Source organism: Chryseobacterium aurantiacum (genome assembly GCF_003020585.1).
In the GTDB taxonomy this organism is placed as follows: domain Bacteria; phylum Bacteroidota; class Bacteroidia; order Flavobacteriales; family Weeksellaceae; genus Chryseobacterium; species Chryseobacterium aurantiacum.
Map to the genome: position 1 here is coordinate 82,011 of NZ_PXUE01000005.1, position 15,497 is coordinate 97,507.

A 15,497-nucleotide genomic window follows, 5' to 3' on the forward strand; every position below is an offset into this window, starting at 1 on the left:
AATGCAGAAAGATTTCATTTCTTAAAAGCAAAAAACCGAAGCATTACTGCTTCGGTTTTTATTATTATTGAGTTACAAAATGCTTATTTTGCTCCAGCGCTAAGTTCAGCTTCTTTAGCTTTCATTTCCTTAACTTTATCTATGTTTTTTGTTACAACATAGATTTCTTTAAGTGTAGTAACTGCATCAATGTTCTTTGGATCTACTTTATACCAGCTTTCTGCAAATGGTAAAGCTTTAGCAAATCTTTCTCTTCTCGCATCAATTAATTTTGAAGCTGCATCCGGCTTATCTTTTCTGGTGGCGTTGATTTCTGCTACCACTTTAGGATCATCTCCAATTGTTGTATAAACTATGTTCTGATAAGCATTGGCAAAGTCAGGTTTAAGCTCTATTGCTTTTTTGAAAGAAGCTATAGCCTCTTCAACAGTAGCGGGAGTTTTAGCCTGCATTACTCCAAGATTATACCAGTTTGTAGCATCGTTAGGATTCTTAGCTAATTGCTCCTTTAAACCGGCAACAAATTTGTCCATGTTTCCAGACTGGAGGTATGCATTGGTTTGAGCTTCCTTCAATTTATTATTGTTAGGGAATTTAGCCAATCCTTTTTCAATGATCACAAGAGCTTCATTTCCTTTCTTCGCGTTAATAAGCAAAGTAGTTAAAGTTTCATACAAATCTGGCTCTACACTTGGTGTTTGCTCAGTTTTGAAATCAGAATAATCTGCATTTTTTTTCATAAGATCCCAAGTAGCCTTATCAAGGTTTACTACTTGTCCGGATTTTTTTTCTTTTGCAGTATAAGTTGTTTCTACTCCAGTATACCCTGAGTTTATTAAATCTGTATATATTTTGATTGCTGCATCGCTGTTATTTGCCAATGCGTGGCTAAGACCTGCATAATACATATACATTTTATTATCCTGACCGTTTGCCTTTAGTAAGTCATAGATTTCTATAAACTTAGGTGCCGCGGCTGCATAGTTTTTTGCATTGTACGCATCCATAGCAGCTTTATTTGTAGCCTGAAGCTGAGCGTTTACATCTCCTTTTTGTCCGAAAGCAAAAGCGGAGGCTACGATAGCCATACCTAAAATTAGTTTCTTCATAATAACTATTTTATATTAATTGTACATTTATTCTTCAGAATCAGAATTCTCATTTTCCTCTGCTGTATTTTCATTTTCAGCCTGAGGTAGTGCAGTGTTTTCTTCGTTATCAGTTGTTACTTCTGTTCCGTCTTCATTTTCTTCAGAATCTTCTTCTACATCTTTATCCATTGCTACTTTTGCAATGGCTGCAATCTCATCATTTTTCTTAAGGTTGATCAGTTTTACACCTTGTGTATTTCTTCCCATTACCCTCATTTCGTCCATTCCCATTCTGATGGCAACACCGGATTTATTGATAATCATCAATCCATCTTCGTCTGTTACGTTTTGAATAGCAATCAGGTTTCCTGTTTTTTCGGTAATGTTTAGAGTGATAACTCCTTTTCCTCCTCTGTTCGTAATTCTGTAGTCTTCTACTGCAGTTCTCTTTCCGTATCCTTTTTCAGATACTACAAGAACGGTTTCGTTTTCTACATCATTCACAACAATCATACCAATAGCCTCATCATTGTCTTCCATGGCAATACCACGAACTCCGATAGAACCTCTACCTACTTCTCTTACTTTTTCTTCAGGGAAACGGATACATTTACCATTTTTGGTAGCGATCATGATCTCAGAAGTACCATTGGTAAGGTAAGCTCCCAACAATTGGTCATTATCTCTAATTTCAATTGCATTCACCCCATTTACCCTTGGTCTTGAATAGGCTTCCAATGATGTTTTCTTGATTGTACCATTTTTGGTTACCATCACTACACTCATTTGATTTACATATTCGGAATCTTTAAGGTTATTGGTTCTGATATAGGCCTTAATTTTATCATCCGGTTCGATATTGATAAGGTTCTGTACTGCTCTTCCTTTGGCTGTTCTCGAGCCTTCAGGGATCTCAAATACTCTTAACCAGTAACATCTTCCTTTTTCTGTAAAGAACAACATATATTGGTGGTTGGTTGCAGAAACAATGTACTCAAGGAAGTCAGAATCCCTTGTAGTTGCTGCTTTATTTCCGACACCACCTCTACTTTGAATCTTATATTCTGAAAGTGAAGTTCTCTTTACATATCCTGCATGAGAAATTGTAAGAACCACAGCCTCGTTCGGAATAATATCTTCGATGGACATTTCTCCTCCTGAATAGTCTATTTCAGTTCTTCTTTCGTCTCCGTATTTTTCTTTAACTTCAATTAATTCATCCTTAATGATCTGGAATCTTCTTGGTTCATTAGCCAGAATATCTTCCAAATCACCAATTTCTCTCATAATAGCATCATACTCATCACGGATCTTATCCAGCTCCATTCCTGTTAAACGAGCCAATCTAAGATCAAGAATCGCCTGAGCCTGGATTTCTGAAAGTTCAAATGCTTCAATCAAGCCTTCTTTTGCAGCCTGAGGGTTAGCACTATGACGAATGATAGAAATAGCTCTGTCTAAAGAATCCTGAGTTCCAATTACTTTCATGAAACCTTCAAGGATGTGTGCTCTTTCTTTTGCTTTTTTAAGCTCATACTGAGTTCTTCTTACGATGACCTCATGTCTGTGCTCTACAAAGTGATGAATGATATCCTTTAGATTTAACTGCTCCGGTCTTCCATGTACCAACGCAATATTATTAACGCTGAAAGAAGTTTGAAGTGCTGTATATTTATATAAAAGGTTAAGAACAACATTTGGAATGGCGTCGTTTTTCAATTCGTAAACAACACGAAGTCCTTTTCTGTCCGATTCGTCTCTGATCTCGTGGATACCAGGGATTTTTTCGTCTTTTACAAGTTCGGCTGTTCTGGCAATCATTTCTGCCTTGTTAACCTGATAAGGAATTTCAGTAACGATAATTGCATTTCTGTTTCCGATTTCGTCAAAGTTAACCTTAGCTCTTAAGACTACTCTACCTCTACCGGTATGGAAAGCATCTCTTACTCCGTCATATCCATAGATAATCCCTCCTGTAGGGAAATCCGGAGCAATAATATGCTGCATCAGCTCATCAATCGTAATTTCTTTGTTATCGATGTAAGCACAGATTGCATCTACAGATTCTGACAGGTTGTGAGGTGCCATATTGGTTGCCATACCTACTGCAATACCTGAAGTACCGTTTACCAAAAGGTTTGGAATCTTAGTAGGCATCACGGTTGGCTCCTGTAAACTGTCATCGAAGTTATTCTGGAAATCAACGGTTTCTTTGTCTAAATCAGAAAGAACCTCATCTGAGATTTTTTTCAATCTTGCTTCGGTGTAACGCATTGCTGCTGGTGGGTCACCATCCATGGATCCGAAGTTACCTTGTCCGTCTACCTGAGGATAACGCAAGCTCCAGTCCTGAGCCATTCTCACCATTGCATCATATACAGAGGAGTCTCCGTGCGGGTGATATTTACCCAAAACATCCCCAACAATTCTCGCAGATTTTAAATATTTTCTATTCGAAAAAACCCCTAGTCCATACATACCGTAAAGTACTCTTCTATGAACGGGCTTCAAGCCGTCTCTTACATCAGGTAGCGCTCTTGAAACGATAACCGACATCGAATAATCGATATAAGACGACTTCATTTCATCAACAATGTTGATAGGAATTAGTCTTTCTCCTTCTTTTTGCATAAACAAATTTTATTATAATGATTGTCAGACCCTTAGCTGAAAGTCTGAAAATTATTCATTTCGAATTTTTATTAACGGGCTAATTTACGAAAAAAATGCCGATTTTTGCGCTAGAATTTATCCACAAAATCTTAAAAATTCTTAAAATATGAGCCTATTAAGTATAACTTTCCACTGTACGAAAAATAATCTGGAAGAATGGGAAAATTATATTGATGAAACATTGGTTTTAATGACCGAAAACTTAATGGATGTCAGCAAGTATATTCTCTCTGAAGTACACAGCGATTATATTGACGAGGGTAAAAATTACAATCTCCTTCTTATGTTTGATAATGATGAGCTGAGAAATGATTTTATTGAGAGCGAGCTAAAAAATATAGCTGAACATGTTGAAAATAAATTTGGGCAGGAAGTAATGATCTTCAATACTTTTTTAAATCCTAAGAAAACAAGACTTTAAAATAGAAAACCCCTGAAATTTCAGGGGTTTTTATTTTTATGACAATACATGATGTACTGTTAATATCTATGTCTTTTCTTTACCTGTCCTGGTGCATAGTCTTTAGCACTGCCTCCATATATCTTCTTTGCCTGTCCTGGCGGAAGCGGCTTTGCCCTATTCCCATGCCCATGATCATGAACCACACACGATGTCAACATAAACATCACAATAAGGGCTCCAGTAATTTTAACCATACTTTTCATTATTTTCTCTTTTTCAAACTTAGGTATAGAATATAACAATGTTGGTGCCAAATAATTCAAGGTTCAAGGTTTACAGTTATCTTAAACTTCTTTTGGAAATTTATATTTCTACTTGGTTACTATTTAGACAATTTCACTTCTTCTTTCCATCATCACCAGATCTTTCCATCCATCGTTGAGCTTTCCGATTTTTTTTCGAACCCCTACTCTTGTGAAGCCATTTTTCTGATGTGCTTTGATTGCAATTTCATTTTCAGGAAAAATATTGGTTTGTAAAGTCCAGAATCCGTGATCCTCGCTATCCAAAATCAGCTTTTTAAGCAGAACCGAACCCAAACCCTTACCTTGGTATTCATTATCAAAATAAATACTCACTTCTGCCACTCCTTTAAAGCACTCTCTTTTACTTACAGGTTTTAGGGCACACCATCCTACTACTTCATTACTTTCGTTTTCAAGCACCCAACGGCAATCATTGAAATAGGCCATGCTCCAGGCTTCAACAGTGGGAACTTCTGTTTCTAAAGTGGCAATACCACCATCTACTCCCTGTCTGAAAATCTCCAGTACTCTGGCTTCGTCGTTGGGAAGCATTTCTCTTAATTCGTAATTCATTGTATTTAATGGTATTTTCTTTTATTTTTTCTCTTAATTCTTGAATAATGGGTTTGCTTGCTTTTTTCATCCTCAGAAACCACACTGATATTTCCATCTACTTCCAACACGGATAGTTTTACATTCTTAATTTGTTCTATCCCATGCTCCCTGATTGCTTCCTCCAGTTCACCCTGTGTAATCTTTACTCTATTCAATGCTGCCTGATCTGCTACACCATCTCTGATCAAAATCACGGGATCATCTTCCAAAAAAGACTCAAAGGAACGATTGGAAAACATTAATCTTTTCAAGATAAAGTTAGCAGCAAACAAAACTAATGCCGCTACAATTCCTCCCTGCAATGAGGTATCAGGACCTACCATGGCATTCTGAACGGCATTGGAGATCAACAACAGCAAAACCACATCCCCTGCATTAAGCTGGGAAAGCTGATTTTTACCAAATAATCGAATCGCAATCACCATGAAAAGGTAAACGCAAAGGGAACGAACCGCAACATTAAGAATAGGATCCACAATTTTTTTTATCTAATTCAAATGTATTGATTTTTTGTTATTAAAGCTGTTTAAACTTTTTTATTAAACCAGAAATAAGATACAAAATTTTTTTAAACACTTAAGCTATTTAAGTTATATACTTTCTGTGTAAGTAGTACACTAAAGCTTTGTTGAAAATCAAAGATTTTCATCTTATGTGAAATTAATTCTATGGTATTTCCCTACACTTTCTAAAGTGTACTAAAATGTTAAAAAAAAATAAAATCTTTTGTGACTTTTGTGGTTAAGTTTAAATAGACTTATTGTATTGTTGTTTACATAAAATGTATAGTGACCCTATCATTCATTAAACAAAATTAATCCTTGGTATAAGATTTGCCATTTACCCCAAAAAACTCTTTAATGAAAAAACTATTGTTCTTATGTCTTGGTACTCTATTATTTTTTGTTTCCTGTGACAAAAATAAATCACAAAATACAGCCATTGAGACTAAAGTAAATGAACTTTACACAAAATACGGTAAGTCTAATGAAGCTGTTTATAATCAGCCTATTCCGGATGATTTATTTTCTCAGAGCCTGAAAAAATCTTTAGAAGATGCCATTCATGCATCAAAAACAGATATTGAAAAAGTAAAAAACAGTGATCATCCTGATGAAAAGCCTTTGATATTTGAAGGAGCTATTTTTTCAAGTTTATATGAAGGATATACAAGTTATAAAGTTCAATCTATTGCTGTGAATGGAAAAACTGCAGATGCAATGGTTAAGTTTGAATACAATATGGCCTCTCCAAAAGTATCATGGGTAGATACAGTACATCTTATTGACTCTGATAAAGGATGGAAAATAGATAATATTACCTTTGATTCCATAGGAAACTCCAAGGACCTTAAAGCAAGCCTGACTGAGTTTACGAAAAGTACACATGAATAAAAAAAGACCGCTTAGCATAAGCGGTCTTCATTTTTTTATGGACATTGAACGATTGGAATTTCGCTGCAAAAAACTTTGTCTGCCCATTCGCAATACGTACAATATTGTTTTGGCTGCCCTCCGTACACTGACTTCAAATCTGTCTTAGTCAGTTTCTTTAAATTTTTCATATAGTTTTAATTTATGGTTTGATAAAATTAAAACGAATTCTTTTCTGATATATTACAAATTCACCTATTAATCTTACAGAATTTTCATCTATAATATAAAAATAAAACATATTTAAATATGTAACTCAATCAATTAAAGACAGATATGATTTTTTTAAGCTTTTTTTGAGAATTATCTGTTATGAATCTCCACGGTTACAGGCATTACATAGGTATAAGCAACCATGTTATCACTCATTTTTCTATGATCTACTCTATAATCAAGCTCACTTAAAACAGTTTCAATTTCCTTGCTTACGGTTTTGCAGTCACCTGTTGAATGAACATTCACTATTTTTCCGTTTTTGGCAATATCAAATTTCACTACGGAATTCACTGTTCCTTGTCTGTATTCTGGGTTATCCAAATCAAAGTTTGACATCAATCGACTTCTTATATCATTAAAAGTCTCGCTCTTATTCAGCTGAATTTCCTGGATGGTATTATGATCTGTAGTTTGTGCCTGAGTTGTATTCATTACAGTAGCAAATCCAACAACAAAAAGTGAAGCGATTATTATTTGAATTCTATTTTTCATAACTACTTGGTTTTAAATATTATACTAACCTTATTTTGTATCTCTTACTCAAAGTTATTAAAAATAATTCATATTAAATTCACTTTCAGTTAACATTGAGTTAACATTGAAATTTAAAATACTGATTATCAATCATATAAATATTTAAAATAATTGAAAATTTAATATTGGAACTGCATATTACCTCATAAAAAAGGCTAAACTTGATGAGTTTAGCCTTTATATTTACTTTACTTAAAGAAGATTATCTTAAGTAATTTGATTTAATTTATTCCAATTCTCTCTTCAAGAACTTTCCTGTTAAGCTTTTCTTAGACTTTATAATTTCCTCAGGAGTTCCTTGTGCTACGATCTGTCCACCGTATTTTCCTCCTTCAGGACCTACGTCAATGATATGATCCGCCAGCTTGATGACATCCATATTATGCTCAATAATAATGAATGAGTTTCCTAGCTCTACCAATTGGTTGATGGCATCCATCAGGATTTTTACATCTTCAAAGTGAAGTCCTGTGGTGGGTTCATCCAGAATATATAAGGTGTTTCCGGTTTGTCTTTTTGATAATTCTGTTGCCAGCTTGATACGTTGTGCTTCACCTCCTGAAAGGGTTGTTGACTGCTGCCCCAGAGTAATGTACCCTAGCCCTACATCCTGCAATGTTTTTACCTTTGCAAAAATCTTAGGAATAGGCTGGAAGAAGTCCACCGCTTCATCAATGGTCATATCCAACACATCGGAAATAGATTTTCCTTTGTAACGTACTTCCAGCGTTTCTCTGTTGAAACGTTTTCCGTTGCAGGTTTCACAATGTACATACACATCGGGCAGGAAGTTCATCTCGATTACCTTTAATCCTCCACCCTGACAGGTTTCACATCTTCCTCCTTTTACATTGAAAGAGAATCTTCCGGGTTTGTATCCACGGATTTTACTTTCCGGTAGTTCTGCAAAAAGGTTTCTGATATCTGTAAACATTCCAGTATAGGTTGCCGGATTTGAACGTGGCGTTCTTCCGATCGGAGTCTGATCAACGTCTACAATTTTATCTATATTATCAAGTCCTTCAATTTTTTTATAAGGTAAGGGCTCCTGAACTGCTCTGTAGAAATGCTTGTTAAGGATTGGATATAAGGTTCCGTTGATCAGGGAAGATTTTCCGCTTCCTGAAATTCCGGTTACTACAACCAGTTTTCCCAAAGGAATATCCAGAGTAACATTTTTAAGGTTGTTTCCTGTAGCTCCCTTTAACAGAATATTTTTTCCACTACCGACTCTTCTTTCGGCCGGCACTTCAATTTTTCTTTTTCCGTTTATATATTGGGCTGTAATAGTATCTGCCTTTAAAAGATCTTTAGGCTTTCCCTGCCAAAGTATTTCACCTCCAAATTTTCCTGCTCTTGGTCCAATATCCAGAACCTCATCGGCTTCCAGAATCATATCCTTATCATGTTCTACCACCAATACTGAGTTTCCGATATCTCTAAGATTCTTTAATGAATGTATCAGTCTTTCGTTATCTCTTTGGTGAAGTCCGATACTTGGTTCATCCAGAATGTACAAGACGTTTACCAACTGAGATCCGATTTGTGTTGCCAAACGAATCCTTTGGGATTCTCCTCCTGAAAGGGTCTTGGAACTTCTGCTCAAACTCAGGTAATCCAGACCAACATCCAATAGAAACTGAAGTCTTGTTTCAATTTCCTTTAGTATTTCGTGGGCAATGATTTTATTTTTTTCTGAGAATTTATCTTTCACATCCGCCAGCCAGTCTTTTAGATCTGCCAAGCTTAGTCCGTTAACCTCAGCAATATTTTTTCCATCGATTTTAAAACTTAAACTTGATGGCTGAAGGCGGGTTCCATTACATTCGGGGCATGTTTCTTCTGTTGTAAAGTGTCTTTCCAGCAAAATAGCCTCGTAAGATTCTTTTTCATCAATAATTTCCTCCATGAAAGCAATTAAACCATCGAAACTAATCTTTATTTTCTTGGTAATTCCTGCATATTTAAGATCTTTATTGAATTCTTTGTGGCATCCGTTATAGATATAATCCAAAGCTTCTTCGGGAATATCCTGTAATGGTGTTGTCATTCCCAGTCCGAAGATCTCCAGAATATTTTTTATTTGTGCAAGGATCCATTTATTGGACTTGATATCTTCCAATGGCAATAATCCTCCCTGATTGATTGATAGTTTAGGATTATCAATAAAATAATCTGTATTGATCTTTTTGATGGTTCCCAGTCCTTTACAATTTGGGCAGCTTCCTTTTGGTGAGTTGAAAGAGAATGTATTGGGTTCTGGTAATGCCAGTGAATGTCCTGTTTCTGCATCCATCAGGTTTTTGGAGAAATATTCAATATCTGTACTTCCCAGTTTTTGAATTCCGATGATTCCCTCTCCCATTTCCATGGCCGTTCTCAGGGATTTTTCCATTCTGCCTTCGGAAGCGCTTTCTCCGATAATCCAACGATCGATGACAATGTCAATATCGTGGGTTTTGTAACGGTCAAGTTTTAAATCATATTCAATATCCTGTAGCTCCCCATCAATTCTTGCCTGTCCGTATCCTTTTTTGGCCATCTGTACAAAAAGTTCGTGGTAATGACCTTTTCTGGAACGTACAACAGGAGCCAATAGCATGATCTTTTCTCCTTTATAGTTTTCTTTAATGGTATCAAGAATCTGGTCTTCCGTATAACTTACCAGTCTCTGTCCGGTAGACAAAGAGTAAGCGTCTGAAACCCTTGCATACAGAAGACGAAGAAAATCGTACAATTCTGTAACAGTTCCTACAGTAGAACGAGGGTTTTTATTGGTTGTCTTCTGCTCGATGGCAATAACGGGTGAAAGTCCTTCAATTTTATCTACATCAGGACGTTCCAATCCACCCAGGAACTGACGTGCATAGGCGGAAAAAGTTTCTATATAACGACGCTGACCTTCGGCAAAAATAGTGTCGAATGCCAGTGATGACTTTCCACTTCCGGAAAGCCCGGTAATTACAACCAGTTCGTTACGCGGAATTTTAACATTAATATTCTTTAGATTGTGTTCACGTGCTCCGTAAACTTCTATATATTCTGTTGATTTGCTCATAATTCGGAGTGACTTTGCCTGAAAATCACAACGTGCAAAATTACGGAATTTTATGGAATTTTTTTTATTATAAGGGGTATAAAAATTTCATAAAAAAGACTTTATTTTCCCAAGGAAAAGTTTTCTTAATCCTAATTTTGACAAAGGGCTATCTGCGGGCTCTGTTATTAGGTTTTGGCTTAGGCCAATAGCTCTACCTATATAAAAAACGGGCTAAAGCCCGTTTCTGTTGAATTTATTTTTTGTTTGTATAATATTCCCAAACAGCATTGCTAATGTCTGCAATGATCTTTTCTGTGTCTGCCATTTCTTCGTTGATATTCTTCAAATAGACTGAAAGAATAAAATGTTTTCCGTTGGGTAGTTTTACAATTCCTACGTCATTCATGGCTGCTCTCAGATTATTTTCATTTCTACTGGAGATTCCTGTTCTATGTGCCACTTCTGTTCCGGCGGGCAGACCGGCTTTCATCCAGGTTAGCCCTCTTGAGGTTTCTACCATGATCTGATATAGGTATTTTGTGGTTTCTTTTTTCAAAACCTTTCCCTTATAGAATTTTTCTAAGAGATCTGTTGTGGCTAAAGGTGTTGTGGTGTTCAGATAAAATTTGTCAAAGGAAGACATTTGTTGTTCGTTCACTTTTATCGTAAAATCTTTTATGCCTTGTTGATTAATAAATTTTTGAACTGAGTCTGTTCCTCCGATAATATTGAGTAAAATATCACAACCATTATTATCGCTATGAGAAACCGTATATCTTAATAGTTGGTCCAGTGTCAGGTACAGATTTCCATCCGGATATTCTTCACGGATAGGGCTCCATGTTTCGGGAAGCAGCACTTCTTTTTTAATGAAAAACTTTTGGTTAAGCTTTAATTTTCCCTCATCAACGCGATGTAGGACCGCCAATGCAATATGAAATTTGAAAACACTCATCAGTGGCGTTTCTTTATTTCCGTTGATGCTAAGCGTGTCTTTATCTTCTATCCCTTTTACAGATATTCCTACGGTGGCGTTTTTTGTTGATGTAATTGTATTGATCTTATTTCTTAAATCTTGTATTGTCTGGCTTTTTACATGAAGGCTAAAAAGGGAAAGTGATATAAAAAGTATTGTTTTTTTCATTGAAATAGTAAGACTGTTTGTATTAGTGTTTAGGCCTGAAATAATAAAAATGCCGTATTTCCTACGGCATTTCATATTTTAAATTAATTAAGTTTACATATCCTGGAATTCAATATCCTCGTTAGTTACTTTCACAAGGTATTCTATACCATCTATAGCTTTGGCGATAATCTGATTTCTTGTAATATTGGCCATATTTTCCCAGTAGGCTCTTCCGTAGAAAGAGTAGTTTTGTGGAATGATCTCTACCTCAACTGTTCTTACAAAGCCTTCCTTAGGTCTGTTGCTGATCATGGTTCCTCTTTTTACTCTCACTTCTCTTAATTCATCTTTCAGAACCATTCGGCAATAGTTTTTAACATCTTCAAGGGATATAATTTTATCTCTTGTAGTTAAAGCATATTTATAGGCTTGTATACTGTCTGTACCTTTCTGTTCTTCGGCTCCTCCCAAAGTTTCGGTAAGCAATACAACAGTCTGCGACTTCAATTGGTTGGATAATTCTGTCCCGGGACGCATATGGTTGGCCAGCGTACAATGCGTGATCCAGAAAGCTGCGTAGGTATGATCTGTTTTTTCTACAGGCTCCATAATTACGTAGTTTAGTTCCTGTCTGATATTTCTTTTGGCATTGTTCACTTTCTGCACCATAGATTTCATCTTATCAGACATTTCACTAAGAACACCTTTTACATTATCTCTGTTTAAAAGGGAGAACGCTGCAATTTCATCCCTCGTCAGCTCTAAAACGTTGGCTATCATATCCACCGCATTTCTATTGGTGAAACGTTCCATTCCTCCTTTTCTTACGGTGTACAGTCCTTTTTTAAGATCATCGGCAGGGGTAAATGGAATTTCGGTATATCTTCTTCCGTCTCCATCCTGCACCTCATCTACGTATAGGAAATGTTCTCCTTCATCAGTTACCAAAGGAATATTATTTCCCATGATATCAAGGCTGTATTCTGTTTTTTTCCAACCTCTGTTATAGATTGGGAAAGCATTCAATACGAATGAGAAGTTATCAAGAATCTCTGCTGAAAACTGGGGTGGAAATTCAAGGGTAAGCCATAGATAACGCTTATTATCAAGATATTTTACAATCTCATCTTTTCCTGCAAGGAAATCAAGATTCTGAGGAAGCTGTCCGGGCTCAGAAAATAAACTGCTGGAAAGTCCTGTAATTTCAATGAATTTATGACGATAGATACTTTTAATATCTTCAATAACCTTGTTTCGGATAGATTGCTCCTTGAACATCTGCTCATAGCCATCCGGATTACTTTCTGTGAGATAACTTAGCCCTTCTCTTACAAATAAAGGGTTACCGTTACTTGATACGGTAATGTAAGGCAATAATTTATATACAAAATCCAGATGTTCAAAAGCTGGATTGGAACAAAATACACTCATGTATTTAGGAAAGTTCTCACTTGCATATTTACTTACATCTACTCCTATTGTAATCTTTCTGTAGTCTTCAGGTCTTCCATTAAATCTAGCAATAGGAATTTTATTAAACCTGTCATCAATACTGTAGCAGGTATTTCCTACAAACATTACTGAAGTGTGAACTTTATTAATTCTTACATTCCCCACAGGAGTGAAAGGAATATTCACTTGTTTATCCGATTCTGATTTTACAGTGGAGGTCATTTGCTTACGGAAGAAAAACTCCGTATGTTCCAATAATACTTCGGTAGACTCATAAGGCTGTGTAAAAGCAACGGCATGAGCAGGAATAGGATGAGTATAAATGGATGGGGTCAACAGTTTTGCCAGTTTTTCCAGAATTCGGGCATTAACGGTCTGTATTTCATTATTCGCTTTAAAAACTTCTGTACTGAATGCATCTATCAGCAGTTTTACAAACGGATCTAAAGACTGTGGACTCTTCAACCCCCAAACTTTAGTTGCATTCTGCAGCATTCTTGCTTTTACAGATTCTTTAGAATAAATATTCTGATCTAAATTCATAATTTCTTTTGCTGTTAAAAATATTAATCAATAGACATGGGGCTCAGGAATAGTTCTGTTGAAAAACTAAAACGCTCTCCTGTTTCCTCCATCTTGGCATTGATGGCAATTCTTACTTTCTTTTTGATTTCGGTGTGTTCTTTTGTATCGTAGCTGTGTTCTACAAATTGTATGTTGGCATCGATTTGCGGTTGCACAATGCGAGGTTCGTACTCCTGAATCTGTCTTTTAAGGCTTTTGACAAAAACATTTTCCCAGATGGCACTTGTTACTCCATTATCGAATTCCAGGTTCCAAACATCGTTTCCATAGTTTTCATCATATCTGTTTTCTCCTTTTTTGGTGGTGATCAGCAGCATAATATTGTGGGCAATACTTTCCCCCATATCGCAGGTATCGATACTTCCTCCTTCGGTCATTAGAGTAGATGGCACGAAAGGCATTCTGTAATTTGGTGTATCCATAACTTCTAGTTTTTACTTCATGGTTTCGTTTACTTAAAAACGAAATACCAAAATACACATTTTCACTAAATAATTGTCATAATAAATTAAAATATTATTCAAAGATCAGGGCTACCAAACTGAATTGATAGCCCTGAAACCATTATCTATATTATATTCATTATTTTAATTAGCTGTCTGCATTTTTTCGGTTAATAAAATAGTACACCGGAAGTCCCAGTAGAACCAAGACGAAGCCGGGCCAGGTATATTGTTGCTTATATATTAAAAGTAAGATGCAAAAACAGGTTCCTATAATCAGGTAAATAATTGGAGTTACCGGATACAGCCATGTCTTGTAGGGCCTTTCCAGTGCAGGTTGTTTAATTCTTAAATAAATTACTCCAAAAACGGTAATCATATAGAATAGAACAATTACAAAGGAAATCATATCCAACAGGTTTCCGTATTGCCCGCTCAAACATAACAAGGAAGCCCATACTCCCTGCATCCACAAGGCATTTTCCGGTACTTCATTTTTATTGTTTTTTACAGCAGACTTAAAGAACATTCCGTCTTTTGCCATAGTCTGGAAAACTCTCGCTCCTGCTAGAATCAGCCCGTTGTCACATCCAAAAGTGGATACCATTACCAATAGAGCAATAATAATTGTTCCTGCACTTCCAAAAATGTTCTGAGATGCAGCAACAGCTACCCTGTCATTGGCAGCAAATGCAATCCCGTCCCTATCTAAAGCATTTAAATAGACAAAGTTAACCGCTATATAAAGGATCATTACGGCAGAAGTACCATAGATCATTGATTTTACAACGTTTCTCTTCGGATTGTCAATTTCTCCGGATACAAACGTTACACTTTCCCATGCTACAGAGCTAAAAACAGATCCTACCATTGCTGCGGCAATACCTCCCAATAAGGTCATTCCTCCAATGGGTTCCCATCCCTCTTTCAGAAAGTTTCCGCTAAGATCCTTTTTAAGATTACTGAAAGCATCTGTACCTAGGCTGAAATTTTCCGATAAATGAGAGAAATCAACCAGTATAAAACCTAATGCAATTAAACCTAATAAAGCTATGATTTTAGATCCTGTGAAGATATTTTGAAGAATTTTACCACTTTGTACACCTCTTGTGTTAATGTAGGTAAGCAATAAAATGACTGCTATAGCAAGAATTTGGATCCATGTAATTTTAAATTCTCCACTTTGAATAATTGGAGCCGCATCATTAAGAGAAGGGATCAGATAGGCCGTAAATTTACCAAAAGCCATTGCCACTGCAGCAATAGTTCCGGTCTGTATGACTGTAAAAAGTCCCCAACCGTAAAGAAACCCCATTCTTCGTCCAAAGATTTCTTTCAGATAGGTGTATTGTCCACCAGCTTTGGGAAATAATGCAGAAAGTTCTCCATAGCTTATTGCAGCGGCCACCGTCATTACACCTGTTATAATCCATACCACAATCATCCAGTATCCGGATCCCAGGTTACGCATCATGTCAGCACTTACAATAAAGATCCCACTTCCGATCATAGACCCCATTACAAGCATAATGGCATCCCATAGTTTCAGTTTTTTTTGCATAGTCAAGTATAGGCGTCAAA

At 36.2% G+C, this 15,497-nt stretch carries 14 protein-coding genes; 2 read left to right on the forward strand and 12 right to left on the reverse strand.

Annotation, left to right across the window (positions count from 1 at the left end):
- Positions 1–83 precede the first annotated feature (83 nt).
- Both C7D53_RS16485 and gyrA read right to left on the reverse strand, forming a co-directional pair.
- Positions 84–1,109: a tetratricopeptide repeat protein gene (locus C7D53_RS16485; protein WP_106917515.1), complete on the reverse strand. Its 1,026-nt coding sequence runs from the start codon at positions 1,107–1,109 to the stop codon at positions 84–86.
- A gap of 27 nt (positions 1,110–1,136) precedes the next feature.
- Entirely contained in the window at positions 1,137–3,722 is a 2,586-nt protein-coding gene (gyrA, locus tag C7D53_RS16490) for a DNA gyrase subunit A (protein WP_106917516.1), read from the reverse strand.
- A gap of 148 nt (positions 3,723–3,870) precedes the next feature.
- On the opposite strand from gyrA, the gene C7D53_RS16495 reads away from it, so the two are divergent.
- The gene (locus tag C7D53_RS16495; RefSeq protein ID WP_106917517.1) at positions 3,871–4,185 is read left to right on the forward strand and encodes a DUF4286 family protein; all 315 of its coding nucleotides are present in this window, start codon (positions 3,871–3,873) and stop codon (positions 4,183–4,185) included.
- 59 nt (positions 4,186–4,244) lie between these two features.
- On the opposite strand, the gene C7D53_RS16500 is transcribed toward C7D53_RS16495, so the two are convergent.
- The 3 genes from C7D53_RS16500 to C7D53_RS16510 all read right to left on the reverse strand — a co-directional run bounded on the left by C7D53_RS16500 (position 4,245) and on the right by C7D53_RS16510 (position 5,563).
- Positions 4,245–4,421 (reverse strand): quinol oxidase subunit 4, encoded by a 177-nt coding sequence (locus C7D53_RS16500; protein WP_317047262.1) that lies wholly within the window; start codon positions 4,419–4,421, stop codon positions 4,245–4,247.
- Between the two features lie 132 nt (positions 4,422–4,553).
- Positions 4,554–5,045 (reverse strand): GNAT family N-acetyltransferase, encoded by a 492-nt coding sequence (locus tag C7D53_RS16505; protein ID WP_106917519.1) that lies wholly within the window; start codon positions 5,043–5,045, stop codon positions 4,554–4,556.
- A gap of 5 nt (positions 5,046–5,050) precedes the next feature.
- The gene (locus tag C7D53_RS16510) at positions 5,051–5,563 is read right to left on the reverse strand and encodes a DUF421 domain-containing protein (protein ID WP_106917520.1); all 513 of its coding nucleotides are present in this window, start codon (positions 5,561–5,563) and stop codon (positions 5,051–5,053) included.
- 384 nt (positions 5,564–5,947) lie between these two features.
- Here C7D53_RS16510 and C7D53_RS16515 point away from each other — a divergent pair, with 384 nt between their 5' ends.
- Positions 5,948–6,481: a DUF3828 domain-containing protein gene (locus C7D53_RS16515; protein ID WP_106917521.1), complete on the forward strand. Its 534-nt coding sequence runs from the start codon at positions 5,948–5,950 to the stop codon at positions 6,479–6,481.
- Positions 6,482–6,516: 35 nt separating this feature from the next.
- Here C7D53_RS16515 and C7D53_RS16520 read toward each other — a convergent pair whose 3' ends face one another.
- The 7 genes from C7D53_RS16520 to C7D53_RS16550 form a co-directional block, all read right to left on the reverse strand.
- On the reverse strand, positions 6,517–6,651 hold the full coding sequence (locus C7D53_RS16520; RefSeq protein WP_076351761.1) for a bacteriocin-like protein: 135 nt from the start codon (positions 6,649–6,651) through the stop codon (positions 6,517–6,519).
- A gap of 172 nt (positions 6,652–6,823) precedes the next feature.
- Complete coding sequence (locus C7D53_RS16525) at positions 6,824–7,228, reverse strand: hypothetical protein (protein ID WP_106917522.1); 405 nt, start codon at positions 7,226–7,228, stop codon at positions 6,824–6,826.
- Positions 7,229–7,496: 268 nt separating this feature from the next.
- A complete protein-coding gene (gene uvrA / locus C7D53_RS16530; RefSeq protein ID WP_106917523.1) occupies positions 7,497–10,328 on the reverse strand; it encodes an excinuclease ABC subunit UvrA in 2,832 nt (943 codons plus the stop codon).
- Positions 10,329–10,563: 235 nt separating this feature from the next.
- Positions 10,564–11,454 carry a class A beta-lactamase, subclass A2 gene (bla, locus tag C7D53_RS16535; RefSeq protein ID WP_106917678.1) on the reverse strand — a complete coding sequence of 297 codons (891 nt, stop codon included), beginning with the start codon at positions 11,452–11,454 and terminating at the stop codon, positions 10,564–10,566.
- Between the two features lie 93 nt (positions 11,455–11,547).
- Positions 11,548–13,431: a type VI secretion system baseplate subunit TssF gene (locus C7D53_RS16540; RefSeq protein ID WP_106917524.1), complete on the reverse strand. Its 1,884-nt coding sequence runs from the start codon at positions 13,429–13,431 to the stop codon at positions 11,548–11,550.
- 23 nt (positions 13,432–13,454) lie between these two features.
- A complete protein-coding gene (locus tag C7D53_RS16545; RefSeq protein ID WP_076351749.1) occupies positions 13,455–13,895 on the reverse strand; it encodes a GPW/gp25 family protein in 441 nt (146 codons plus the stop codon).
- Between the two features lie 169 nt (positions 13,896–14,064).
- Positions 14,065–15,477, reverse strand: coding sequence for an APC family permease (locus tag C7D53_RS16550; RefSeq protein WP_106917525.1), 1,413 nt, complete (start codon positions 15,475–15,477; stop codon positions 14,065–14,067).
- Between the last annotated feature and the right edge of the window lie 20 nt (positions 15,478–15,497).